The following is a 23,255-nucleotide window of genomic DNA, read 5'->3' on the forward strand; positions in this document are numbered from 1 at the left end:
CGGTGTCGGTCTGCGAGGCGAAGGAGTAGCCGTCGCGGGTGAGTTCGTCGCGCAGCTCCGCGAAATTCTCGATGATGCCGTTGTGGACGATGGCGACGCCGTCGGAAAAATGCGGATGCGCGTTGGTTTCGTTCGGCACGCCATGGGTGGCCCAGCGCGTGTGGCCGATGCCGATCGTGCCGTCGAGCGGGTCGTCCTTCAGCCGGCGTTCGAGGTTGATGAGCTTGCCTTCGGCGCGGCGGCGGCCCAGCTCGCCCTTCTCGACAGTGGCGACACCGGCCGAGTCATAGCCGCGATATTCAAGCCGCTTCAGCGCGTCGACGATGAGCGGCGCGACTTGGCCTCGGCCGACGATTCCAACGATACCGCACATGGCGCTGCCCCCCGATTTCCAGCGGAAAACCCAGCGTTATCTATGGATTGCCGGGCCGCCGTGAAAGTCACTTTGCGTTTCGTTCCGTGTCAGCCGGAACGGTGTTTGTCCAGTGCACCATGTCAGACCCCACTTGCAATCCGGTTACTTCAATTGTTCGCCTTTTCAGACGGATGGTTCTCTTTGCAGCAAGATTTGGCTAGATGTGAGGCCATGAGCGAAGCCGAGCCCACCACGACACTCTGGCGTCCAGTTGGACCGAAGGAACTGGACTTGATCAAGGCCTCCGGCATGCGCGAATTTCCGCCGCGCCTGCCCGACCAGCCGATCTTCTATCCGGTTCTTTCCGAAACCTACGCGATCCAGATCGCCCGCGACTGGAACGTTCCGGCGAGCGGCTCCGGCTTCGTCACCCGGTTTGAGGTCCTGAAAAGCTTCCTGGATGGCTACCGTGTCGAGCACGCCGGCAGCAAAGCGCATCTCGAATACTGGATACCCGCCGAGGACCTGCCTCAATTCAACAAGGCGATCATCGGCAAGATCGAGGTGACGGCTGCCTTCGGCAAAATTACCGAAGGCATCCCCTGAAAAGCTATTCCGCCGCGGCCTTCTTCCGCGCCGCGGCAGCCGAGGCAAAGCGCTCGCGCAACTCCTTGCCCTTGCCGGGGATCGTCTTCTGGCGGGCGCGGCCGAAAGCGAGCGCGTCGTCGGGCACGCTCTCGGTGATCACGCTGCCGGAGGCGATGTAGCCGCCCTTGCCGATCGTGACCGGCGCCACCAGCGAGGAATTCGAGCCGACAAAGACGCCCTCACCGATATCGGTGAAGAATTTCGAATAGCCGTCGTAATTGCAGGTGATGGTGCCGGCGCCGATATTGGCGGCGGCGCCAACGCGCGCGTCGCCGATATAGGTCAGGTGGTTGACCTTGGCGCCTTCCTCGATCGTCGCCTGCTTGACCTCGCAGAAATTGCCGACCTTGGCCTTCTCTCTCAGATCGGCGCCAGGCCGCAGCCGCGCGAACGGCCCGACATCGCAATTGGACGCAATCGTCGCGCCCTCGATATGGCTGAAGGCGTGGATCTTGGCGCCCGAGGCGATCTTGACGCCCGGCCCGAACCAGACATTCGGCTCGACGATGGTATCGGCGCCGATTTCGGTATCGTGCGAGAAATAGACCGTCTCCGGCGCGATTAGCGTCACCCCCGACAGCATCGCCCCGCGCCGCCGGCGCGCCTGCCAGATCGCTTCCGCGTCGGCCAGCTCGGCCCGGTTGTTGATGCCGAGCGCGTTCTCGAAACTTGCCTCCGTCGCCACCACGTCGAGGCCATCAGCGCCGGCGATCTCGACGATGTCGGTTAGATAGAACTCGCCCTTGGCATTGTCGTTGCCGACCTTGTCGAGCAGCCGAAGCGCATGCTTGCCCGCCACGGCCATCATGCCGGCATTGCAGAAGCCGATCTTCTTTTCCTCCTCGGAGCAGTCCTTTTCCTCGCGGATGGCGATCAAGTGGCCATCTTTCTCGATCAGCCGGCCATAACCGGTCGGATTGGGCGGACAAAAGCCGATGACCGCGACGGCGGCACCTTCCGCTAGCTTCCGCCGCACGGCTGCCAGCGCTTGCGCATCGATCAGAGGCGTATCGCCGAACATGACGAGGATATCGTCGTAACCCTTTGATATCGCTTCGCGAGCAGCCAGAACGGCATGCGCGGTGCCGAGCCGCTTCTCCTGCATGAAAGTCTGCGCCTTGGGCGCGAATTTCTGTGCAGCCTTGCGCATCTCGTCGGCGCCGTGCCCGATCACCAGCGCCAGGCCCGTCGCGCCGGCCGCCTCGGCCGCTTTCACGACATGCGCCACCATAGGCAGGCCGGCTATGGCATGCAGCACTTTTGGCATAGCGCTTTTCATGCGCGTGCCCTCGCCGGCGGCGAGGATGACGGACAGGCAGGACCTCTGGCTCATGGATGGCAACCGTATGAAATGGTTTGAATCAATGCATGCTAGCAGCGGCGTGATGCTGCACCAATGCGGTTAAATTCCGGTGAGACGGTGGAGACGAGGTCTCCAAGCGCGAATGTCCGGTGAGGTTCCAGATACAAAAGCACCGCCGCGGTGGCGTCAGCCGGTTACATAGGTCAGGAAATATCCCCGGCCTGCTGGGAGTGCTGTGTCAGCATCGGCGGAGGCCGCGCGAGCGTGTCGTCGGTTCTCTGTTGGCGGGGGCGACTCGAACGCTCCACGCCTCGAAAGCGGGATAGCGAATTCTCGTGAAGGCAAGGTCAAGCTGCGTTTCCGTTCAATATCGGCGGAGACTGGGAGAGATGGATACCATGCGCGTGGCGCGTCTGGAAGTTGGCAGGACATGGACGCGGGGCGGCCCGCGTGCAGGCGTATGGCCGAGCACGCAGCGCCACCTCGCAGCGATCCTGGCTTGCGACGTGGTCGGCTACTCGCGCCTGATGGAGCGCGACGAGCGTGGCACGCTCGAGCGGCTCAAGACCTACCGCAAGGATCTCCTCGAACCGCTGGTCTCCGAGCACCACGGTCGGGTCGTCAAGCTCACCGGCGACGGCATGCTGTGCGAGTTCGGCAGCGTCGTTAACGCGGTGACCTCGGCGATGGCGATCCAGCAGGCCTTGGCGGAGCACGAGTCCGAGACGCCCGAGGAAGAGCGGATTCGCTTCCGCATCGGCGTCAATCTAGGGGACGTGGTCTGCGAGGAGGACGGCGACCTCTACGGTGACGGGGTCAATATCGCCGCCCGCCTCGAAAGCGTCGCCGATCCGGGCACCGTGGTGGTCTCGGGTACTGCCTACGACCACCTTCAGGGCAAGCTCGACTGCGGCTTCACGCCGCTTGGCGACCTGCGCCTCAAGAACATCGAGCGGCCCGTGCGCGCTTACCGCGTCGAGGCCGACGCCAGCGCTGCACCACCTCCCCTACCCGAGAAACCCTCGATCGCGGTTCTGCCTTTCACCAACATGAGCGGCGACCCCGACCAGGAATACTTCGCCGACGGGCTGGTGGAAGACATCATCACGGGATTGAGCCGGGTGGACTCCTTCTTCGTCATCGCCCGAAACTCGTCCTTCACCTACAAGGGCCGGGCAGTGGACCTGCGCCAGGTCGGGCGCGAGTTGGGCGTCCGCTACGTGCTTGAAGGCAGCATCCGCAGAGCAGGTTCGCGGGTTCGCATCAGTGGGCAGTTGGTTGACGCGATCAGCGGGCACCATGTCTGGGCCGACCGCTTCGAGGGCGACATGTGCGACATCTTCGACCTGCAGGACAAGGTGACCGAGAGCGTCGTTGGCGCTGTCGAGCCGAGCATCCGGCTGGAGGAAATCAAGCAGGCGCGCATGAAGCCGACCGACTACATGAGCGCCTACGACCTCTACCTTCGCGCGCTGCCGCGCTTCTACAGCATGACCCGCGAAGGCTTTGCCGACGTGCGTCGGCTCACCAACGAGGCGCTCAGCATCGACCCTGGCTTCAACTTGGCGAAGGCACTCGGCGCCTATATCCGCAGCATCTCCGTGAGCCAGTGCTGGCACGAGCCCGATGATACCAGAGTCGCCACGCGCATGGCGCGCGAGGTACTGGCGGAAGCGCGCGACGACCCCACGAGCCTGCGCTTCGCGGCGCAGGTGATTGCCTACAGCGCGAAGGACTACGAGATGGCGCTGGCCACTATCGAACGATCCCTGCGGCTCAATCCCAATTCGGCGCAGGGCCATACCAGCTGCGGCTGGGTCAACGCACATTCCGGCCGCCCGCTCGTCGCGATCGAGCATTTTCATAGGGCAATGCGGCTGAGCCCAGTCGATCCCGAGAAGGGCATCGCGCTCTCGGGCATCGGGATGAGCTACCTGATGCTCGAGCGCTACGAGGAAGCGCTGGCATGGGGTGAACGCGCGCTGCACGAGATGTCGAACTACGGCTCCTCGCACCGGGTGGTGATCATGGCGCTGGTCAAACTCGATCGGTTGGACGAGGCGCGGACGGCGGCGCAGCGGCTGATGGAGGCGTTCCCGACCTACACGCTCACCCTGCAGAGACAGATCAACCCATGGCAGGACAAGGTGTTCGGCGAGCGTTACGTCGAGGCCTTGGGCATCGCCGGCGTGCCGGAGTGATCATCGCGCATAAAATGGCAACCTACCCCAACCGCCCCAGCACCGGGAAATTCTCAAGCAGCCAGTAGGACGCGCTCTGCACGCCGCCGGTGAGGAAAAACACGCCGGCGACCACCAACAAGGCGCCGATACCCTTCTCGACGCGGCCGAGATGAACGCGGAAGTTGGCGAGGAAGCGCATGAAAGCGCCGGAAAACAGCGCCGCGATCAGGAACGGGATGCCGAGCCCGAGCGAATAGGCGGCGAGCAGCAGCGCGCCCTCGCCCACCGTCTCGCGCCCGCCGGCCAGTGTCAGGATCGGCCCCAGCACCGGGCCGATGCAGGGCGTCCACCCGAAAGCGAACGCCAAGCCCATGATATAGGCGGCGACCATGTTTGCCGGTTTGCCTTGCACCTGGAAGCGCGCCTCGCGCGACAACAGCGGAATGCGCAGGATGCCGAGGAAGTTGAGGCCCATGACGATGATCAGCGCGCCCGCCACCATCGCCAGTTGTCCCTGACAGACCCGCAGCAGGTGGCCGATCGTCGAGGCGCCGGCACCGAGCGCGACGAAAACGGTCGAGAAGCCGAGCACGAAAGCAAGCGAGGCGTAGAGCAGGGCGCCGCGCGCGCCTTCCTTTGCCGTCACGCTCTGATTGCCTCGGAAATCCTCGACCGAAACGCCTGCCATGTAGCAGAGATAGGGCGGCACCAGCGGCAGCAGGCAAGGCGACACGAACGAGACCGCCCCTGCCCCGACCGCGCTGACATAGCCGATGTCTAATGCCATTTCGTCCGCCCTGATTGTGCTGGCACCGATATAGCGACGCGAATGGCTCTTTGCCAATCACCATTGTGTGGCACGTCGCCGCTTCGCGGAGGAAGAAACCCTATCCCCCACGCGTTGTCGGGATAAGCGCGCGATCGCCGCGCGCTTATCCTCAGGGAGATTCAGCATGAAAACGATCGCACTCGGGTTTGCCGCCCTTCTGCTCGGCACCGCCGCGTGCCAGGCCGCCGAGGCCTGGAAGGAAGCCGAAGTCGGCGGCACAAAGATCTACACCGACGCCAAGGGCATGACGCTCTACACTTTTGACAAGGACGAGAAGGGCAAGTCCAACTGCTATGACAAATGCGCCGCCAACTGGCCGCCGCTGAAAGCCAAGGCGAGCGCGAAGGCCGAAGGTGAATGGTCTGTCGTCAAGCGTACCGACGGGACCCACATGTGGGCCTATGACGGCAACCCGGTCTACACCTTCATCAAGGACAAGAAGGCCGGCGATATGAACGGCGAAGGCGTCGCCGGCGCCTGGCACGTCGCCAAGGCTGACTGAATCTGCCCTCGCCACCGCCTGGCTGGAGGGTGGCTGCCGGGTCCTTGGCGATCCGGCAGCCGGCGGTCCTTTTCGACCTGAGCCGGCTCGACGATCGCCTTGCGACACGAGCGCACGACCCGATTCCGCCCGGTTCCAGGCGCTGACCTCACCATCCCCAAAAATGTGATCTTTGCCATACACTCTAAGAGTGTATCGCCGATTGGCGCCTCGCAAATTGGCCGCCTCCCCTTGACCGATCGCAAAAGCGCGGCCATGTGAGCGACGAAAAGAGTGGGATTTCGTCGTGCGTCGCGGAGTTCTTCCGCCACCTCACAGCTGATTAAGAGACCTCATGGACGTCGTCGTCGTCGAATCGCCGGCCAAGGCGAAGACAATCAACAAATATCTCGGCAAGAACTATAAGGTCCTGGCCTCGTTCGGCCATGTCCGCGATCTGCCGGCCAAGGATGGATCGGTGCGCCCCGACGAGGACTTTGCCATGTCCTGGTCGGTCGACACCGCCTCGGGCAAACGCCTTGCCGACATCGCCAAGGCGGTCAAGGATGCCGACGGGCTGATCCTCGCCACCGACCCGGATCGCGAGGGCGAGGCGATTTCCTGGCACGTGCTGGAAGTCCTGAAGCAGAAGCGCGCGCTGAAGGACAAGCCGGTCAGCCGCGTCGTCTTCAACGCTATCACCAAGGCCTCGGTGCTGGACGCGATGGCCAATCCGCGCCAGATCGACGCGCCGCTGGTCGACGCCTACCTCGCCCGCCGCGCGCTGGACTACCTCGTCGGCTTCACACTGTCGCCGGTGCTGTGGCGCAAGCTGCCGGGCGCCCGTTCCGCCGGCCGCGTGCAGTCGGTGGCGCTGCGCCTCGTCTGCGATCGCGAATCCGAGATCGAGCGCTTCATCCGCGAGGAATACTGGCAGATCGCGGCCATCCTCAACACGCCGCGCAACGACAGTTTCGAGGCGCGACTGACGGCCTTCGCCGGCAAGAAGCTGCAAAAGCTCGATATCGCCAACAAAGCGCAGGCCGACGACATCAAGGCGATGCTGGAAGGCGCGACCTTCAAGGCTGTGTCAGTCGAAGCCAAGCCGACAAAGCGCAATCCCGGCCCGCCCTTCACCACTTCGACGCTGCAGCAGGCAGCATCGTCAGGGCTCGGCTTCTCGGCCACGCGCACAATGCAGGTGGCGCAGAGACTCTATGAAGGCATGGATGTCGGCGGCGAGACCGCCGGCCTGATCACCTATATGCGAACCGACGGCGTGCAGATGGCGCCGGAGGCGATCGAGGCCGCCCGCAACGCCATCGTCAGCGAGTTCGGCGCGAAGTACCTGCCGGAAAAGCCGCGTTTCTACACCACCAAGGCCAAGAACGCGCAGGAAGCGCATGAGGCGATCCGCCCGACCGATTTCCGGCGCACGCCCGCTTCCGTTCGGCAATATCTCGATGCCGACCAGGCGCGTCTCTACGAGCTGATTTGGAAGCGCGCCATCGCCAGCCAAATGCAGCCGGCGGAGATCGAGCGCACCACGGTCGAGATCGAGGCGGTCAACGGCGCCCGCACCGCCGAGCTGCGCGCGGTCGGCTCGGTCGTCCGCTTCGACGGCTTCATCGCCGCCTACACCGACCAGAAGGACGAGGACGCGGAGGACGAGGAGAGCCGCCGCCTGCCCGAGATTCGCTCGGGCGAGCAGCTAGCCCGCCAGGCGATCAACGCCACTCAGCACACGACCGAGCCGCCGCCGCGCTATTCGGAAGCGTCGCTGATCAAGAAGCTGGAAGAGCTCGGCATCGGCCGGCCGTCGACCTACACCGCGATCCTGAAGACGCTCGAGGACCGCGACTATGTCACCATCGACCGGCGCAAGCTGGTGCCGCAGGCCAAGGGCCGGCTGCTCTCGGCCTTCCTCGAAAGCTTCTTCGAACGCTATGTCGAATATGACTTCACCGCCTCGCTCGAGGAAAAGCTCGACGAGATTTCCGACGGCAAGCTCGCCTGGAAGGATGTTCTGCGCGACTTCTGGAAGGATTTCTCCGGCGCAGTCGACGACATCAAGGAACTGCGCGTCACCGACGTGCTCGACGCCCTCAATGACGAGCTCGCGCCGCTGGTCTTCCCGGAGCGCGAGGATGGCTCCAACCCGCGCATCTGCCCGAAATGCGGCACCGGAAACCTCTCGCTGAAGCTCGGCAAATTCGGCGCTTTCGTCGGCTGCTCGAACTATCCTGAGTGTTCCTACACCCGCCAGCTCGGCGATGCCGCCAACCCGAACGGCGAGAACGGCAATGGCGACGACGGCGTCAAGCTGCTCGGCAAGGATCCTTACACAGCCGAGGAAATCACGCTCAGAAGCGGCCGCTTCGGTCCCTACATCCAGCGCGGCGAAGGCAAGGAGGCCAAGCGATCGAGCCTGCCCAAGGGCTGGACGCCCGAGTCGATCGACCATGAGAAGGCGCTGGCGCTGCTCGCCCTGCCGCGCGATGTGGGAAAACATCCCGAAACCGGCAAGATGATCTCGGCCGGCCTCGGGCGCTACGGCCCCTTCGTGCTGCATGACGGCACCTACGCCAATCTGGAGAGCATCGAGGACGTGTTCTCGATAGGCCTGAACCGCGCCGTCTCGGTGATCGCCGAGAAGCAGCAGAAGGGCAAGGGCGGCCGCAACGGCACGACGCCCGCGGCGCTGAAGGAACTCGGCGACCATCCCGACGGCGGCGGCAAGATCGTCGTGCGCGACGGCAAATACGGCCCCTATGTCAACTACGGCAAGGTCAATGCAACGCTGCCCAAGGGCAAGGATCCGCAATCGGTGACGATGGAAGAAGCGCTCGCTTTGATCGCCGAAAAGGAAGCCAAGGGCGGAGGCGGCAAAAAACCCTTCCGCCGGGCGGCGAAGAAGGGATAACAGGACGTGGCGCGCAGGATCTCCGGAAGAAGCCACGGCGATCCGCGCCACGCCGACACGAGGGCCAAGGTGGTCAAGGACGATTACCGGCCCTCGCGCGACGAGATCCTGCGCTACATCGCCGAAAATCCCGACCGCTCCGGCAAGCGCGAAATCGCCAAGGCCTTCGCGCTGCGCGGCGAGGACCGCGTCTGGCTGAAAGACATGCTGCGCGACCTGCAGGACGAGGGTCTGCTCAACAAGGAGCGCAAGCGCCTCACCCGCGCGGGCGCGGTGCCTCACGTCGCGGTGCTCGATATTTTCGGCCGCGACGACGATGGCGTGCTCCTGGCCAATCCGAGCGAATATACCGGCGCCGGCTCGCCGCCCGTCATCGCCATCCGCATCTCGCGCGGCGCCAGCGGCCCGGCGCCCGGCATCGGCGACCGCGTGCTCGCCAAGACCTTCCCGACCGATGATCCGTCAGGCCCGGCCTATACCGGGCGGGTGATGAAGATCTTCGAGAAGCGCAGCGACGCGGTTCTCGGCATCTTCCGCGTGCTGAAGGATGGCACCTTCCGCATCGAACCCGTCGAACGACGCCAGCCCGAGTTGATCGTCGACAAGGAATTCCAAAACGGCGCCAGGAACGGCGATCTGGTCGAGGTCGAGCCGGCGCGGGCATCCCGCTTCGGCCTGCCGCGCGCCAAGGTGCTGGCGGTGCTGGGATCGCTGAGCAGCGAGAAGGCGGTCTCGATGATCGCCATCCACGCCCATGACATTCCCCATGTCTTTCCGGCGGACGTGATTGCCGAAGCCGACGCGGTGAAGCCGGCGACGCTTGATCATCGCGAGGACTGGCGCGACCTGCCGCTGGTGACCATCGACCCCGCCGACGCCAAGGACCATGACGACGCCGTCTTCGCGGCACCCGACACCGATGAGAAGAATCCCGGCGGCATTGTGGTCACGGTGGCAATCGCCGACGTCGCCGCCTATGTCCGCTACGGCACGCCGCTCGACCGCGAGGCGCTGAAGCGCGGCAATTCGGTCTATTTTCCGGACCGCGTCGTGCCGATGCTGCCCGAACGCATCTCGAACGATCTCTGCTCGCTGCGCGAGGGCGAGAACCGGCCGGCGATCGCGGTTCGCATGACCTTCTCCTCGGAAGGCCGAAAGCTCAGGCATTCCTTCCACCGTGTCATGATGAAATCGGCGGCCAAGCTCGCCTATCCGCAAGCGCAGGCCGCGATCGACGGTGTCCCCGACGACAAGACACGGCCGATCCTCGACAGCATCCTGAAGCCGCTCTGGGACGCGTATGCCGTGCTGAAGCGCGGCCGCGACGCCCGCCAGCCGCTCGAGCTCGATCTGCCGGAACGCAAGATCCTGCTGAAGCCCGACGGCACGGTCGACCGCGTCGTGGTGCCGGAGCGTCTCGATGCGTATAAGCTCATCGAGGAGTTCATGATCCAGGCCAATGTCGCGGCCGCCGAGACGTTGGAAGGCAAGAAAGAGCCCCTCGTCTACCGCATCCATGATGCGCCGTCGCTCGCCAAGCAGGAATCGCTGCGCGACTTCCTGCAAACGCTCAGCCTGTCCCTGGCGCGCGGCGCGCAGATGCGGCCGAGCCAGTTCAACGGCATTCTGGAACGGGTGCGCGGCGCCGACAACGAGGCTCTGGTCAACGAAGTGGTTCTGCGCTCGCAGAGCCAGGCCGAGTACTCGCCGAAGAACATCGGCCATTTCGGCCTCAACCTTCGGCGCTATGCGCATTTCACCTCGCCGATCCGCCGCTATGCCGATCTGATCGTGCACCGGGGCCTGATCTCGGCGCTTGGTCTGGGGCAAGGCGGGCTGACGCAGCAGGAGGCGGACCGGCTGGAAGAAGTTGCCGCGCTGATCTCTGCCACCGAGCGCCGCGCGATGGCCGCCGAGCGCGACACCGTCGACCGGCTGATCGCCGCCTATCTCGCCGAGCGCGTCAATGACACATTCGACGCGCGCATCTCCGGCGTTACCAAGGCGGGACTTTTTGTCCAATTGCCGCAGTACGGCGCGGACGGCTTTATTCCGGTGTCAACTCTGGGCGGCGACTACTATATCTACGACGAAACCGCCCGATCGCTCTTCGGGGAACGTAGCGGCAAAGGTTATCAGCTGGCCGACCGTGTCGAGGTCCGGTTGGTCGAGGTCGCGCCAATGGCCGGCGCGATGCGTTTCGAGATGCTGACCGATCCGAAGCCCCTGCCCGGCTCGAAGCGGTCGTTCCACAAGGCCAAAGGCCGCGCCCGCGCGTCGCAATCGCGCGTCGGTCCGCGCGGCAGGAGACGATGATGCCAGGCAACTTGCCGGTGGAAGAACAGGTCTTTGGCGGCGAACATCATTCCGGCCGCGTCGCGCGTCCGCTGTGGACGGCGATGAAGCGCGGCATGCTTGGCCGCTGCCCGCATTGCGGCAAGGGAAAGCTGTTCTGTGCTTTCGTGAAGCCGGTGGACAAATGCGAGGTCTGCGGCGAAGAGCTGCATCACCACCGCGCGGACGACCTGCCCGCCTATTTGGTCATCGTCATTGTCGGCCACATCGTGGTTGGATCCTTCATGGCAGTGGAGGCGACTACCACGCTGTCGAACTTACAGCACGCGCTGATCTGGGTGCCGCTGACCCTCATTCTGGCCGTCGCGCTGCTGCAGCCGGTCAAGGGCGCTGTCATCGGCCTGCAATGGGCGCTTTATATGCACGGCTTCGGCGACGAGAAGGACGAGTTCGAGAGCCATTGATAAGCCGGAATGCGCGGCTGTCCGCCCTGGTGCAAAGACCATGGCGCGCAAGCCACTTTCACATCCGAGAAGTTTCCGCTAGGTCGAGCGCATGGAACGAATGACCAAGGCGGATGTCGACAGGCTCGATAAAGGCCTGGCCGTACGCAGCGGCCGGGCATTGCGTCCGCGCGATGCCGCGACCCTCATCCTGCTCGATCGCAAGGACAAGGACGTTCTGGTGCTGATGGGCCGGCGCCACGCCGGCCACGCCTTCATGCCCGGCAAATTCGTCTTCCCCGGCGGCCGCACCGATCCGGCGGACAGCCGCATTGCCGTCGCCGCCACCCTGCCCGGCGAAGAAGAGAAAAAGCTGGTCGCGGGTCCTGGCCGCGCGAGCGCGGCGCGGGCGCGGGCAATTGCCCTGTCTGCGATTCGCGAGACTTATGAGGAAGCCGGCTTGCTGATCGGTCGTAAAGGCGCCTTCTCGACCGCGAAGCGCGACTGGCAGGGTTTCGTCGAGCATGGCGTCGTGCCGTCGCTGGACGTGCTCCGCCTCATTGCCCGCGCCATCACCCCGCCCAATCGCGTGCGCCGTTTCGATACGCGTTTCTTCAGCGCCTGGCGCCACGACGTCGCCGTGGAATTGCCGGATGGCGGCCCGACCAACGAACTGGAAGAGCTGGTCTGGCTGCCGCTTGCCGATGCCCGCAAGGCCGACATCCCCGACATTACCGGCATCATCCTGGAAGAACTGGAAAGGCGGCTTGCCGACGATCCCTTGCTGCGGCCAGGGGGCGCCGTGCCGTTCTTCCGGCTTGTCCGCAACCGCTTTGTCCGCGAAGTCCTTTAGAAGCAGAGCATTTTGATCCCATGACGGTCGATACCCAACAACAGGGCGACGAACGCGTACACTGGTTGCCGATGATCGCGGCGATCTCCTCGATCAGCGTCGTCGGCATTGCCATCGGCCTCGGCATGCCGCTGCTCAGCGTCATCCTGGAAACGCGCGGCCACTCGGCCTCGATGATCGGCCTCAACACCGCGGTTGCCGGCCTTGCCTCGATCGCCGGCGCGCCGCTCGCTACGCCGCTTGCCATGCGTTTCGGCGTTGCCTGGACCATGCTCCTGATGATCTTCCTCGGCGCGCTTGCCTTTGTTGGTTTCCATTTTGCGCCCGACTTCTGGATGTGGTTTCCGCTCCGCGTCGTGCTGCACATTTCGCTGACGGTGCTGTTCATCCTGTCGGAGTTCTGGATCAGCACCTCGGCGCCACCGCATCGGCGCGGCCTGGTGCTCGGCATATACGCTACGGTCCTGTCGTTGGGCTTTGCCGCCGGGCCGTGGCTGTTCGCGCATCTCGGAAGCTCGGGGTTCAGACCCTTTGGCGTCATCATCGCCCTGGTGACGCTTGCCGCGATCCCGGTGCTAGCCGCCCGCAATGAGAGCCCGACCATCGTCGCCGACAGCGAGACCAGCCATTTCCTGCGCTACATTTGGCTGGTGCCGACCGCCACCTTCGCCGTGCTGGTCTTCGGCGCTGTCGAGACCGGCGGCTTTGCGCTGTTCCCCGTCTATGGCAGCCGCATCGGCTATTCGGAGGCCGACGCAGCACTTCTTCTGACCATGATCGGCCTCGGCAATGTGCTTTTACAGATCCCGATCGGCATGATCAGCGACCGCGTCTCCGACCGCCGCTATCTGCTCCTCGTCTGCGCCACGGTAGGGTTGATCGGAACCGCCTTCATGCCGTTCTTCGCGCAGAACTGGCATCTGATGGCGGCGCTTCTGTTCGTCTGGGGCGGCGTCGTGGCGGCCATGTACACGATCGGCCTTGCCCATCTCGGCTCGCAGCTTTCCGGCCATGAGCTGGCGTCGGCCAACGCGGCCTTCGTGCTTTGCTATGGCGTCGGCATGGTTTTGGGTCCACAGGCGATAGGCATCGGCATGGATGCCTTCGGCCCGTCCGGTTTCGGCTGGTCGCTGGCCTTGTTCTTCGCCGCCTACATGCTTCTGGTCCTGGTCAGGCTGATGCGCAAGATTCTCTAGCGGCGAACGCCGCCGGCACAGGGTCTGCTGACATCACCGTGTCAGCAGCACCCCTGCTATACACTGCCTCCAACGCCAGGCAGGAGAATTACGATGATCGACAGCGGCTTTGAAACCAAATCCCTCAGGATGGAGTTGCTTCTGCTCGTCACGTTCCAGGCGCCGGCCGCCGATGTCGAGCGCATCATGGAGGCCGTGGTGGCGATCACGCCGCTGCGCATGGGCAAATATGACAGCAACGCTTATCAGTCGGCGCAAGGCATCGAGCGCTACCGGCCGCTTGAAGGTGCCGCCGCCGGCGCCGAGACGGAGTTGCGCCGCCGGCCCGGCACCGTCGAAGTGTCGTTCGAGATCGCCGACGACCAGGCGCTTGCCGCCCGCGTCGTCGAGGCGATTTTCCAGGCCCACTCCTACCAGGAGCCCGTCATCCGCATTCAACCGCTGCTTGCCAGCCGTTCCAAGGGGCTTGACGACCGCGCCAATCCCAACCGCTGGTGGAACACGACTGGCGACTGGAAAAAGGCTGGTCAGCCGATCAGGGAGAATGCTTGACGCCGTGAATCGGCGACCAGGAATGAGACAAGGAAGGCGCCCGGGCTTGACTTTCCGGGCGCGTTCTTTATGTGTCGCGCCAAGTTTCCCGCGTCCGGGTGTTTTCCCCGTGCTCCAGCGGCCAAAACTCCACGAACATTAACGGACGAACATCATGGCCAAAGCCGCAAACATCAAGATCAAGCTTCTGTCGACCGCCGACACCGGGTTCTTCTACGTGACCAGCAAGAACAGCCGTACCAAGACGGACAAGCTGTCGTTCCGCAAGTACGACCCGATCGCCAAGAAGCACGTCGAATTCAAGGAAACCAAGATCAAGTAATCTGGTTATCCTGAGAAATTGAAACGCCGCCCTCCGGGCGGCGTTTTTGTTTTGGAGCGATCGGACGACGAAGGAGCCGCGCTGCTGGTCAGCACTGGTTCCCCACTCGGTTTCTGTCGTTTGAAATAAGGGGGCCGGTCGGCGTTTGGCAGCGGTACGAGGAGGCCACTATGTGCCAGCGCCGGCCGGCCGACCCCACGGACCCAGGAGATGCGGCGGACCTGAGCATCATGGGGTATTTTTTTGGGATCGGGCCGGCTACTCTACCCTCGTGCCGGCCTCGTCTTCTGTCTATGCGCCGCAGATTTGCGCAAGACCTCATAAAAATCAACCATTTCTTAACCACCGCTCGCGAATCGCTTGGGTTAAGGTAAATTTGTAACCCTGTCAGGACGGCCGGGAATCGGTGCCTTTTCGCGAAGCATGGCCCCCGGAAGTGGAACCGGTTTCGAGATGAACACAGGCCCAAATCTAAATCTCTAGAATCTAAAGCATATGCGGCGAAGCTGAAAAATCGCGAGGCGCTTCAGGCGGCCTTGGCGACCACCCGGTTGCGCCCGCCGCTTTTGGCTTCATAGAGCGCAAGGTCGGCGCGCTTCATCAACGCCTGTACGCTGTCGGCCCCTTTCAGCAACGAGGAGACGCCGACGCTGACCGTCACCTCGATCGTCTTGCCGTCGTTTCCAATGGCAAAAGGCGCCTGCGCGATCTCGGCGCGGATGCGCTCGGCCACCTTTTCGGCGACCGCGCCGTCAGTGTCAGGCATCACCACCACGAACTCCTCGCCGCCGAAGCGGCAGGCGAGATCGATACCGCGCACATTCTTGCGCAGCCGCCTGGCGAATTCGCGCAGCACATCGTCGCCGCCGTCATGGCCATGGGTATCGTTGATCGACTTGAAACGGTCGAGGTCGGTGATCATCACCGACAGCGGCCGCCGCCGCGCCACGGCGCGGTCGAACAGTGTCTGCAGATGGCTGTCGAGGTAGCGCCGGTTGTGCAGTCCGGTCAGCCCGTCGATCACCGCCATCTCGATCGTCTGGGCGACGCTGGCGCGCAATTGGTCGTTGTAGCGCTTGCGCCGCACCTGCGTGCGCAGGCGCGCCGTCAGTTCATGCTGGTCGATCGGCCGGATCAGGTAATCGTTGATGCCGAGTTCCAGCCCGCGCAGGATGCGGCCTTCCTCGCCCTCGTCGGCGAGCAGCATGATCGGCAGGAAGCGGGTACGATCGAGCGAACGCAGTTGCGAGCAGAGCCTCAGCGCGTCGAAGTCGGCGAAGGCGGTCGAGATCAGCACGCATTCATAGGGTGTCTCGGCCGCCTGGAAGAACCCCGCGTTCGGATCGGTCGCGACATCGAGCTCGGCGCTGTTGCGCAGCATCTTCTGGATGCGTTCGACGGAAGACCGGCGTTCGTCGATAAGCAGCACCCTCGGCTTGACGTCCTCGGCCGCGAAATCGCGGCTCAAGAGTTCCTCGATGCCGATATTTCGCGTCGTCGAGGCGCGCAGCCTGAGTTCGTCGGTCAGCGACTTCAGCCGGACAAGGCTCTTAACGCGCGTCATCAGTTGCAGGTCGTTGACCGGCTTGGTCAGGAAATCGTCCGCGCCTGCCTCGAGGCCGCGCACCCGGTCCGAGACCTGGTCGAGCGCGGTGATCATGACGACCGGGATATGCGAGGTCGCCGGATCGCTCTTCAGGCGCCTGCACACCTCGAAACCGTCCATGTCCGGCATCATCACGTCGAGCAGCACGACGTCGACCTTGCCGTTCTCGCAGGTCTCGATCGCGTCCGGGCCGTTGTTGGCCGTCAGCACCTCGAAATACTCGGCCAGCAGCCGAACCTCCAGCAACCGCACATTGGCGGGGATATCGTCGACGACGAGGATCCGCGCGGTCATCTCAAAAGGCTCCGGTTCTGCTGGTATTCGGCATCAGGCATCGCCCAGATAGGATTTGATCGTCTCGATGAAGCGCGGCACCGAGATCGGCTTGGAAATATAGGCCTCGCAGCCGCCCTGGCGGATGCGCTCCTCATCGCCCTTCATGGCGAAGGCGGTGACGGCGATGACCGGAATCGAATGCAGTTCGTCGTCTTCCTTCAGCCATTTGGTCACTTCCAGGCCGGACACTTCGGGCAACTGGATGTCCATCAGGATGAGGTCCGGTCTGTGCTGGCGCGCGAGATCCAGCGCCTCCAGCCCATTGCGCGTGCGAACCGTCTCGTAACCGCTGGCTTCGATGAGGTCACGAAAGAGCTTCATGTTGAGCTCATTGTCCTCGACGATCATGACCTTCTTAGCCATCAATTTCCCGTCTCGATCGCCCTCCAAGGCGAGGACCATCGCAATGCGTCCCCTTCGGACCGCACCCAACCCTTTTCCACTCTAGCCCAATATCATTGACGAAACGGAAACCGGAGGTTGGAAAAGCTGCACCAATTCCATCTTCGGACGCTGCAAGGGAGAGAACGGAGGCTTGCCGCAAGCGATGCTTGCCGTTACTGCGGAGAGAGAGACTCAAAAAATCCACCATTGCAAAGGTAGTGATGGCGAACGCAGCGTCAATGCGCGAGGAAGCGGAAACCATTGCCGTCAAGGCGCTGGGCTTCGTCGCCGCCGACCCGGAACTTCTGCCCCGCTTTCTGGCGATCACCGGCATCGACGCGCAGTCGATCCGCAAGGCGGCCGCGGAGCCCGGCTTCCTTGCCGGCGTCTTGCAATTCATCCTCGCCCATGAGCCGACGCTGCTGCGCTTTGCCGAGGAGACCGGCACGCCGCCGGCCGCCGTCGGCAAGGCATTGCGCGCCCTTCCGCTCGGCAATGACGATCACGAGCGCTCGACATGAGCGACGATCCCGAGACGGCGCGGCAGATCGAAGAGCTTGCCGCCGATGACCGGCCGTTGCTGGTGCTCGATGTCGACGATGTCTTGCTGGAATTCATTCGGCCCTTCCCGCATTATTTGAAGTCGCGCGGTTTTGGCCTGACGCTCGCCTCCTTCCGCCTCACCGGCAATATCGCCGAAACCGCAACCGGCCGGCTGATCGAGCAGCCGGAAGTAACCGCGCTTCTCGGCGACTTCTTCGATGCCCAGGCCGATTGGCAGAGCATCACCGACGGCGCCGCGGATGCGCTGGCGATGCTCAGCCGGGGCGCCGAGATCATCCTGCTGACCGCTATGCCGCACAAGCATCGCGCCGTGCGCCGCACGCATCTCGATGCGCTGGGGCTCGACTACCCGCTGCTGACGACGGAGATGGCCAAGGGTCCGGCCATTGCCAAACTGCGCGGCGCCAAGGGGCGGCCGGTCGCCTTCGTCGACGACCAGCCCTCCAACCTGGTTTCGGCGCGCAGTTCGGTTGCGGACGCGCACCTCTTCCATCTGATGGCCGATAACGCCCTGCGCGCCTTCTTGCCGCCGACGCCCGAGGACATCATCTCGGTCGACAACTGGCGGGAGGCGGCCCCGAAGATTGCGGCCGCGCTCGGGCTTTAGAGAGATTCCAGGAAAAGTGTGAGCGGTTTTCCGTCCGGAATTGCGTGAAAACAAGGAGATTTCCGTAAACGGCGAAACGCCCTAGCTCGGGCTCTCAGGGCTGCAGCTTCGCGCCGGCCCCGCCATTGTCGCCGCCGCCATTGTCGCCACTGCCTGAATCATCGCCCCCGGTTGAATTGTCCGTTCCGTTCGCTCCGTCGTCGCCCGAGTTGTTGTCCTGGCCGGCGTTGTTGTCCTGACCCGCGCTGTCGTCCTGGGGGGCATCGGGCCCCTTCAGCATGGCGCCGTTGACCGTGACGGACCCGTCGGCCTTGGTGTTGATCATCCACTCCAGCCGGCCGTCGGGCAGCATCTTGCCAAAGCCTTTGACGGCCAGCGCGAACGGGAAAGCCTGCGCCATCTGCTCGTCGCTCTTGGCCCCTTCCTTCAGCGCATCGACGATCTTGTCATAACCGGCAACGTCGATGGTCACGGTCGCATCGGGTTTTTCGCCGGGAAACGTCATCTCGCCTTCCAGCGCGACCTCGATATTGCCGTTCTTCACCGTGCTGTGCGCGATCAGGACCTTCGGATTCTTGGCCTTGAAATCGGCGACCAAAGCCTTTCCGAACTCGTCCGAGAGCGGCGGATTCTTATTGAGATCAAAGGCTTCGATTGCCTTCTTCGCCATCGTATCGAGATCGATATTGGCGCCGCCGAAGTTGAGATCGATGTCGGTCGGCAGCAATGGGACGGTCCATTCCGGCAGGGTCTGATGCGGAATTTTCAGGCCGCTGGCCTTGATCGTGTAATTGACCTTGCCGTTCTGGGAGACGCCGTCCATGCCGAATGCGGTGCTGAATTGCGCGGCCCCGAATGTGCCGACAGGGCTATCCACCTCGAAATCCTTGAAACCGTAATTGCCGTCGATCCTTTCCCAGACGGGCAGTGCGGCCAGCATCAGCGATTTGAGCTCGGCCTGGTTCGCCTTGAGCTTGGCTTCGTCCTCATTGGCTACGGCAAAGGCAAGCAGGTCGAGCAGCGGCTTCGTCCGCACGCCTTTGCCGTTTGCGTCCACGGAAAGTTCCGGCGTTTTCAGGGTGAGCGGGAAGTTCAATCCGTTTTCGGGATCATCGACCTTGATCATCTCGACGAAGTTCGAGATTTTTTGCGTGGCCGTGAAGTCGACGCCGCCATTGGCGGCCTTGGTCGCGGTAACGGTGGCTGTGCCGGCGCCGGTCGAGACATCTGCCTGCTGCTTGGCTTCGCGGGACGTGATGGTCATCCCGGCCAATGAGCTTGTCGCGTTGGTGAAGGCAGCGAGCGCCGGATCGTAGACGCTGGTCAGCTTGCCGTCCTTGACCATGAACTCCATGCTCTGGCGCCCTTCCGGCCCATCGAATTCGAAGGACGCGCCCTGCGAGAAATTCGACGAGACGTCCCATGATCCGTCGCTGCGCGGCTTCACCATCAAGGCGTATGGCGCCATGTCGAATTTCAGGAGCTTCTGTTCCGGCACCGCATTGACGAGCGCTTTGACGTCAAGCGCGATCTTGTAGGCGTTGCCCTCCACCGAAACCTTGAGCACGCCCTTGTCGAACGCCTGTTTGCCGAAATAGCGCGCCAGATTGTCCGAAAGCTGCTTGGCGCCCTGGTCGTCTACGGTCTGCGCAAAAGTGGGCGCGCTGAGCGCGAGGACAAAGGCAAGTGGCAAAATACGCTTCACGTCGGTTCTCCGTTGGTCTCGGAAGACGAAACAATATGCTTCTGGTAGGCAAGAAGCGTTACAGCCGCAAGACGCCGACTGTAGGCCAAAAGCGCATTCGGCTAAAGCACCAGACGCATCAATGGCCGGCCGGGCTTGCGTTCGAGAAGCCTCTCGAAGCCGGCCTTCTCGAAAACCCGCGACGAGCCGACGAACAGCCCGATCGAGCGCGAATCGCGCGACAGGTCGATCGGGCAGGCTTCCAGCAGCCTCGCGCCATTCGCGCGCGCAAAAGCGATGCCGCCCGCAACGAGCCGATGCGAGACGCCGCGGCCCCTCGCCTTGACGCGGATGAAGAAGCAGGAGATCGCCCAGACGGCCGGGTCGCCGGCATCGGCCGGATCGACCGGCGCCGAACCCCTGCCCTGATTGTTCCACTCGGGCACGTCGGCGCGCGGGCCGACCTGCATCCAGCCGACGGCTTTGCCATCCTCGAACGCCAGCAGCCCCGGCGGCGGGCCCGCCTCTATGCGCGCCTTGATGAGATCCTTGTTGCGCTCCTTGTCGCTGGCGCGTCGTTCCGCCGGCGCCAGCCGGAAATGCGTGCACCAACAGCCGTAGCAGGCGCCCTGCTTGCCGAAGAGGTCCTCGAAATCGGGCCAACGCTCAGGAGTCAGCGGTGCTATGGTCGTGCTCATGCGTTCTCCCCAGGCCGAGCTTGTTGCCAGCCCTGCGCTGTCGTACCATTGCGTTTGTTCTCTTTATGTTCGCAGCGATGGCGGTTACTGTCAACAATCCCGAACACGGTTTTTGCCGTGACTGCCTCGCGCCTCAGCGCTCGCAGACGCGTCGCTGCGATCGCTGCGGCAGTCCGCGCCTCGTCCGCCACGCCGAGCTCTACCAGCTTCGGATCGCCCATATCGATTGCGATGCCTTCTACGCGGCGATCGAAAAGCGCGACAACCCGGCACTGAAGGACCGGCCGGTCATCGTCGGCGGCGGCCGGCGCGGCGTCGTCTCCACCGCCTGCTACATCGCCCGTATCCAGGGCGTGCGTTCGGCCATGCCGATGTTCAAGGCGCTCGAACTGTGCCCCGAAGCCGTTGTCGTTCCACCCAACATGGAAAAATATGTCGGCGTCGGGCGCGAAGTCCGCGCGTTGATGCAGGCCTTGACGCCGCAAGTCGAGCCGCTGTCGATCGACGAGGCTTTTCTCGACCTTGCCGGCACAGAGCGGCTGCACGGCATGCCGCCAGCGCTGGTGCTGGCGCGCTTCGCGCAGACGGTGGAGAAGGAGCTCGGCATCACCGTTTCAACCGGTCTCTCCTACTGCAAGTTCCTAGCCAAGATCGCCTCGGATTTCCGCAAGCCGCGTGGTTTTTCGGTGATCGGCGAGGCGGAAGCGCCAAGCTTTCTCGCCGCGCAGCCGGTGACCATGATCTGGGGCGTCGGCAAGGCGCTGGCCGCGACGCTGGAGCGCGACGGCATCCGCATGATCGCCCAGTTGCAGCGCATGGAGCGCGGCGACCTGATGCGCCGTTACGGCGCGATGGGCGACCGGCTCTACCGGCTGTCGCGCGGCGAGGACGACCGCCCGGTCGATCCCGACGGCGACGCCAAAAGCGTTTCGGCTGAAACCACCTTCGACACCGACATCGCCGCCCTGGCGGAACTGGTGCCAGTGCTGCGCGGCCTGTCGGAAAAGGTGTCGGCGCGGCTGAAGAAATCCGGCATTGCCGGCCGCACCGTGGTGCTGAAGCTGAAGACGCAGGATTTGAAGCTCCGCACCCGCAACCGCCAACTCGGCGATCCGACACGCCTTGCCGACCGCATTTTCCAGACGGGCCTCGACCTATTGCGCCGCGAGACGGACGGCACCAAATTCCGACTGCTCGGCATCGGCGTCAGCGACCTCTCCGACGACGAAAAGGCCGATCCGCCCGACCTGGTCGACGTGCAGTCGCGCAAGCGCGCGCTGGCTGAGGGCGCCATGGATACGTTGCGCGACAAGTTCGGCAGGAAAGCCGTCGAGACCGGCTACACATTCGGCAGGGGCCGCGCCGCGAATCCGCCCGAGCCGCTTGAAGAGTGACGCCGAGATAAGTCGATGTCTCTCGGACGCTATTTGGCGCGTTTGAGGTCGATCTGGCTCGTCACGACCATTTTGCCCGTAGCCGGATCCATGTCGGTGACTGTCATGCGCATATCGTCGCCATCGATCTTCTCGACGGTCAGTTCCGCGTCGCGGTCGCCATTGACAATTTTCGCCCAGTGGATGTCGAGGTTGATAGCATCGCCCTTGCGGCTTCCGCTGAGACCGGCGGGTCCGCTGCGCGAGCCGATGTAGGTGCCGGTGTAGCTCTCCCCATCGACCTTCAGATCGGCGCGGATTTCCCGCGACATGATCAACAGCGCGCGGCAGGTACCGTCGAGCGACAAGGAGTTCGCCGTCGCGTCCGAGGTGAAGGTGCAGTTGATGTTCATCACCGGCGTGTTCGTCCTGATTCGCACCGTTCCCTTGCCGGCAAACTTGCCCTGCAGCGAGCGCAGGAAGCCCGCCTCGTCGGCATGCGCGCCCGTCGCGCAGACAAGGCAGGCGGCAGCCAGCAAGGTAGCGGTCGATTTCATCAAGACGTCCCCTCTCGCGATCATAGCCCTTCGACGGAAGGCCTGGACTTAACGGATGCCCCGGACATCAGGTTCCGCCGCCGCAATGACGGTTTGTTGACACCGTCACCCGCTGGCCCAGTCGAATGCCGCCGCTATGGGTTGCGGCAGAGGCCCCGGCTTGCGAGATAGCGCCATGGCACCTGCTCCCTCGATCCCAAAAGCCGCGTTCTGGATGGCTCTGTCAATCGCCTCGTTCCTGGGGATGTCGGTTGCCGGCCGCGAGACGACGGCCGAGCTGAACGTCTTCCAGGTGCTGGAACTGCGCTCGGTGATCGGCTTCTTCATCCTGCTGCCGCTGGTGATGACAAGCGGCGGCTTCCCGGCGATGCTCACAAAACGCCCGTTCACGCATTTCGCCCGCAATGTCATCCACTATACCGGCCAGGCGGCGTGGCTATATGCGCTCACGCTGATACCGCTTGCCGTGCTGATTTCCATTGAATTCACCACACCGATCTGGACCGCGGTTTTCGCAGTTGGCTTTCTTGGCGAACGGCTCTCCAGGCCCAGGCTGACGGCTATCCTGCTCGGACTGATCGGGGTGATCATCATCGTGCGTCCAGGCGTCAGTTCGGTCAATCCGGGGCAGCTCATAGTGCTGGGCGCCGCGGTCTGCTTCGGCACTTCGGTGGTCATGGTAAAGTCGCTGACGAGGACCGACAGCGTCGTGCGCATTATCTTCTGGATGCTGATCATCCAGTCGGCGCTAGGCCTGCTGCCCGCGCTCTATGAGTGGCGCAACCCGCCGCTTGCGCTTTGGCCATGGATCGTGGCGATCGCTTTCACAGGCATGTCGTCACACTTCTGCATGGCGCGCGCACTGGCCTATGCGGACGCCACCCTCATCTCGCCGATGGATTTCCTGCGCGTGCCGCTGTCGGCGCTGGTCGGTTGGCTGCTCTATCACGAGCAGATCGACATCTTCACCGCCGGCGGCGCTGCGCTGATCCTCGCCGGCAACCTGCTCAACCTGCAGCGCAAGACGCCGCGAGTGGCAGAGGCGGAAGCAGCAACGCCCTGA

21 protein-coding genes and 1 pseudogene are annotated in these 23,255 nt (G+C 63.7%); 14 read left to right on the forward strand and 8 right to left on the reverse strand.

Features of this window, described 5'->3' with window-relative positions; translation table 11 throughout:
- A pseudogene (locus tag EN869_RS17120) lies at nucleotides 1–373 on the reverse strand (glutamine--fructose-6-phosphate aminotransferase); the annotation flags it as partial.
- Nucleotides 374–586: 213 nt separating this feature from the next.
- Between EN869_RS17120 and EN869_RS17125 the strand changes: the two are divergent.
- Nucleotides 587–961: an ADP-ribosylation/crystallin J1 gene (locus tag EN869_RS17125; RefSeq protein WP_127227258.1), complete on the forward strand. Its 375-nt coding sequence runs from the start codon at nucleotides 587–589 to the stop codon at nucleotides 959–961.
- Between the two features lie 4 nt (nucleotides 962–965).
- Here EN869_RS17125 and glmU read toward each other — a convergent pair whose 3' ends face one another.
- Complete coding sequence (gene glmU / locus EN869_RS17130) at nucleotides 966–2,336, reverse strand: bifunctional UDP-N-acetylglucosamine diphosphorylase/glucosamine-1-phosphate N-acetyltransferase GlmU (protein WP_127227228.1); 1,371 nt, start codon at nucleotides 2,334–2,336, stop codon at nucleotides 966–968.
- Between the two features lie 359 nt (nucleotides 2,337–2,695).
- Here glmU and EN869_RS17135 point away from each other — a divergent pair, with 359 nt between their 5' ends.
- Entirely contained in the window at nucleotides 2,696–4,507 is a 1,812-nt protein-coding gene (locus EN869_RS17135) for an adenylate/guanylate cyclase domain-containing protein (protein ID WP_245489343.1), read from the forward strand.
- 22 nt (nucleotides 4,508–4,529) lie between these two features.
- Here the strand turns inward: EN869_RS17135 and EN869_RS17140 are convergent, their stop codons facing one another.
- Nucleotides 4,530–5,276, reverse strand: coding sequence for a cytochrome c biogenesis CcdA family protein (locus EN869_RS17140; RefSeq protein WP_127227227.1), 747 nt, complete (start codon nucleotides 5,274–5,276; stop codon nucleotides 4,530–4,532).
- A gap of 166 nt (nucleotides 5,277–5,442) precedes the next feature.
- On the opposite strand from EN869_RS17140, the gene EN869_RS17145 reads away from it, so the two are divergent.
- The 8 genes from EN869_RS17145 (at nucleotide 5,443) to rpmG (ending at nucleotide 14,383) form a co-directional block, all read left to right on the forward strand.
- A complete protein-coding gene (locus tag EN869_RS17145; RefSeq protein WP_127227226.1) occupies nucleotides 5,443–5,820 on the forward strand; it encodes a hypothetical protein in 378 nt (125 codons plus the stop codon).
- 334 nt (nucleotides 5,821–6,154) lie between these two features.
- Nucleotides 6,155–8,722 carry a type I DNA topoisomerase gene (gene topA, locus EN869_RS17150; RefSeq protein WP_127227225.1) on the forward strand — a complete coding sequence of 856 codons (2,568 nt, stop codon included), beginning with the start codon at nucleotides 6,155–6,157 and terminating at the stop codon, nucleotides 8,720–8,722.
- A 6-nt stretch (nucleotides 8,723–8,728) separates the two neighbouring features.
- Nucleotides 8,729–11,038 carry a ribonuclease R gene (rnr, locus tag EN869_RS17155; protein ID WP_127227224.1) on the forward strand — a complete coding sequence of 770 codons (2,310 nt, stop codon included), beginning with the start codon at nucleotides 8,729–8,731 and terminating at the stop codon, nucleotides 11,036–11,038.
- A complete protein-coding gene (locus EN869_RS17160) occupies nucleotides 11,038–11,481 on the forward strand; it encodes a DUF983 domain-containing protein (RefSeq protein ID WP_127227223.1) in 444 nt (147 codons plus the stop codon). The genes rnr and EN869_RS17160 overlap by 1 nt, the downstream gene beginning before the upstream one ends.
- Nucleotides 11,482–11,572: 91 nt before the next feature.
- Nucleotides 11,573–12,313, forward strand: coding sequence for an NUDIX hydrolase (locus EN869_RS17165; protein ID WP_127227222.1), 741 nt, complete (start codon nucleotides 11,573–11,575; stop codon nucleotides 12,311–12,313).
- A 20-nt stretch (nucleotides 12,314–12,333) separates the two neighbouring features.
- Entirely contained in the window at nucleotides 12,334–13,509 is a 1,176-nt protein-coding gene (locus EN869_RS17170; RefSeq protein WP_127227221.1) for an MFS transporter, read from the forward strand.
- 93 nt (nucleotides 13,510–13,602) lie between these two features.
- Complete coding sequence (locus EN869_RS17175; protein WP_127227220.1) at nucleotides 13,603–14,061, forward strand: hypothetical protein; 459 nt, start codon at nucleotides 13,603–13,605, stop codon at nucleotides 14,059–14,061.
- A 154-nt stretch (nucleotides 14,062–14,215) separates the two neighbouring features.
- Nucleotides 14,216–14,383, forward strand: a complete 168-nt coding sequence (gene rpmG / locus EN869_RS17180; RefSeq protein WP_040995604.1) for a 50S ribosomal protein L33 — start codon at nucleotides 14,216–14,218, stop codon at nucleotides 14,381–14,383.
- Nucleotides 14,384–14,909: 526 nt separating this feature from the next.
- On the opposite strand, the gene EN869_RS17190 is transcribed toward rpmG, so the two are convergent.
- Together EN869_RS17190 and EN869_RS17195 are read right to left on the reverse strand one after the other, a co-directional pair.
- Entirely contained in the window at nucleotides 14,910–16,283 is a 1,374-nt protein-coding gene (locus EN869_RS17190) for a PleD family two-component system response regulator (protein WP_127227218.1), read from the reverse strand.
- Between the two features lie 33 nt (nucleotides 16,284–16,316).
- The gene (locus EN869_RS17195) at nucleotides 16,317–16,688 is read right to left on the reverse strand and encodes a response regulator (RefSeq protein ID WP_027166515.1); all 372 of its coding nucleotides are present in this window, start codon (nucleotides 16,686–16,688) and stop codon (nucleotides 16,317–16,319) included.
- A 242-nt stretch (nucleotides 16,689–16,930) separates the two neighbouring features.
- On the opposite strand from EN869_RS17195, the gene EN869_RS17200 reads away from it, so the two are divergent.
- Both EN869_RS17200 and EN869_RS17205 read left to right on the forward strand, forming a co-directional pair.
- Entirely contained in the window at nucleotides 16,931–17,230 is a 300-nt protein-coding gene (locus tag EN869_RS17200; protein ID WP_127227217.1) for a DUF3572 domain-containing protein, read from the forward strand.
- Nucleotides 17,227–17,880, forward strand: coding sequence for a hypothetical protein (locus tag EN869_RS17205; RefSeq protein WP_127227216.1), 654 nt, complete (start codon nucleotides 17,227–17,229; stop codon nucleotides 17,878–17,880). Before EN869_RS17200 ends, EN869_RS17205 begins: the two co-directional genes overlap by 4 nt.
- A 94-nt stretch (nucleotides 17,881–17,974) precedes the next feature.
- On the opposite strand, the gene EN869_RS17210 is transcribed toward EN869_RS17205, so the two are convergent.
- Nucleotides 17,975–19,585 carry a hypothetical protein gene (locus EN869_RS17210; RefSeq protein WP_127227215.1) on the reverse strand — a complete coding sequence of 537 codons (1,611 nt, stop codon included), beginning with the start codon at nucleotides 19,583–19,585 and terminating at the stop codon, nucleotides 17,975–17,977.
- Between the two features lie 101 nt (nucleotides 19,586–19,686).
- A complete protein-coding gene (locus EN869_RS17215; RefSeq protein ID WP_127227214.1) occupies nucleotides 19,687–20,262 on the reverse strand; it encodes a GNAT family N-acetyltransferase in 576 nt (191 codons plus the stop codon).
- Nucleotides 20,263–20,327: 65 nt separating this feature from the next.
- On the opposite strand from EN869_RS17215, the gene EN869_RS17220 reads away from it, so the two are divergent.
- Nucleotides 20,328–21,656: a DNA polymerase IV gene (locus tag EN869_RS17220; protein ID WP_127227213.1), complete on the forward strand. Its 1,329-nt coding sequence runs from the start codon at nucleotides 20,328–20,330 to the stop codon at nucleotides 21,654–21,656.
- Between the two features lie 29 nt (nucleotides 21,657–21,685).
- Here the strand turns inward: EN869_RS17220 and EN869_RS17225 are convergent, their stop codons facing one another.
- Nucleotides 21,686–22,192 (reverse strand): hypothetical protein, encoded by a 507-nt coding sequence (locus EN869_RS17225; protein WP_127227212.1) that lies wholly within the window; start codon nucleotides 22,190–22,192, stop codon nucleotides 21,686–21,688.
- 175 nt (nucleotides 22,193–22,367) lie between these two features.
- Between EN869_RS17225 and EN869_RS17230 the strand changes: the two genes are divergently transcribed.
- Nucleotides 22,368–23,255 (forward strand): DMT family transporter, encoded by an 888-nt coding sequence (locus EN869_RS17230; RefSeq protein WP_127227211.1) that lies wholly within the window; start codon nucleotides 22,368–22,370, stop codon nucleotides 23,253–23,255.

Source organism: Mesorhizobium sp. M2D.F.Ca.ET.226.01.1.1 (genome assembly GCF_004022705.2).
Lineage (GTDB): Bacteria > Pseudomonadota > Alphaproteobacteria > Rhizobiales > Rhizobiaceae > Mesorhizobium.

Coding starts and splice junctions, on each gene's coding strand:
- EN869_RS17140 (WP_127227227.1), bottom strand. CDS start 5,276: ATGGCATTAGACATCGGCTATGTCAGCGCGGTCGGGGCAGGGGCGGTC.
- EN869_RS17170 (WP_127227221.1), top strand. CDS start 12,334: ATGACGGTCGATACCCAACAACAGGGCGACGAACGCGTACACTGGTTG.
- glmU (WP_127227228.1), bottom strand. CDS start 2,336: ATGAGCCAGAGGTCCTGCCTGTCCGTCATCCTCGCCGCCGGCGAGGGC.
- EN869_RS17135 (WP_245489343.1), top strand. CDS start 2,696: ATGGATACCATGCGCGTGGCGCGTCTGGAAGTTGGCAGGACATGGACG.
- EN869_RS17200 (WP_127227217.1), top strand. CDS start 16,931: ATGGCGAACGCAGCGTCAATGCGCGAGGAAGCGGAAACCATTGCCGTC.
- EN869_RS17165 (WP_127227222.1), top strand. CDS start 11,573: ATGGAACGAATGACCAAGGCGGATGTCGACAGGCTCGATAAAGGCCTG.
- EN869_RS17205 (WP_127227216.1), top strand. CDS start 17,227: ATGAGCGACGATCCCGAGACGGCGCGGCAGATCGAAGAGCTTGCCGCC.
- EN869_RS17145 (WP_127227226.1), top strand. CDS start 5,443: ATGAAAACGATCGCACTCGGGTTTGCCGCCCTTCTGCTCGGCACCGCC.
- EN869_RS17225 (WP_127227212.1), bottom strand. CDS start 22,192: ATGAAATCGACCGCTACCTTGCTGGCTGCCGCCTGCCTTGTCTGCGCG.
- EN869_RS17230 (WP_127227211.1), top strand. CDS start 22,368: ATGGCACCTGCTCCCTCGATCCCAAAAGCCGCGTTCTGGATGGCTCTG.
- EN869_RS17160 (WP_127227223.1), top strand. CDS start 11,038: ATGCCAGGCAACTTGCCGGTGGAAGAACAGGTCTTTGGCGGCGAACAT.
- EN869_RS17215 (WP_127227214.1), bottom strand. CDS start 20,262: ATGAGCACGACCATAGCACCGCTGACTCCTGAGCGTTGGCCCGATTTC.
- EN869_RS17195 (WP_027166515.1), bottom strand. CDS start 16,688: ATGGCTAAGAAGGTCATGATCGTCGAGGACAATGAGCTCAACATGAAG.
- EN869_RS17190 (WP_127227218.1), bottom strand. CDS start 16,283: ATGACCGCGCGGATCCTCGTCGTCGACGATATCCCCGCCAATGTGCGG.
- EN869_RS17220 (WP_127227213.1), top strand. CDS start 20,328: ATGTTCGCAGCGATGGCGGTTACTGTCAACAATCCCGAACACGGTTTT.
- topA (WP_127227225.1), top strand. CDS start 6,155: ATGGACGTCGTCGTCGTCGAATCGCCGGCCAAGGCGAAGACAATCAAC.
- EN869_RS17175 (WP_127227220.1), top strand. CDS start 13,603: ATGATCGACAGCGGCTTTGAAACCAAATCCCTCAGGATGGAGTTGCTT.
- EN869_RS17125 (WP_127227258.1), top strand. CDS start 587: ATGAGCGAAGCCGAGCCCACCACGACACTCTGGCGTCCAGTTGGACCG.
- rpmG (WP_040995604.1), top strand. CDS start 14,216: ATGGCCAAAGCCGCAAACATCAAGATCAAGCTTCTGTCGACCGCCGAC.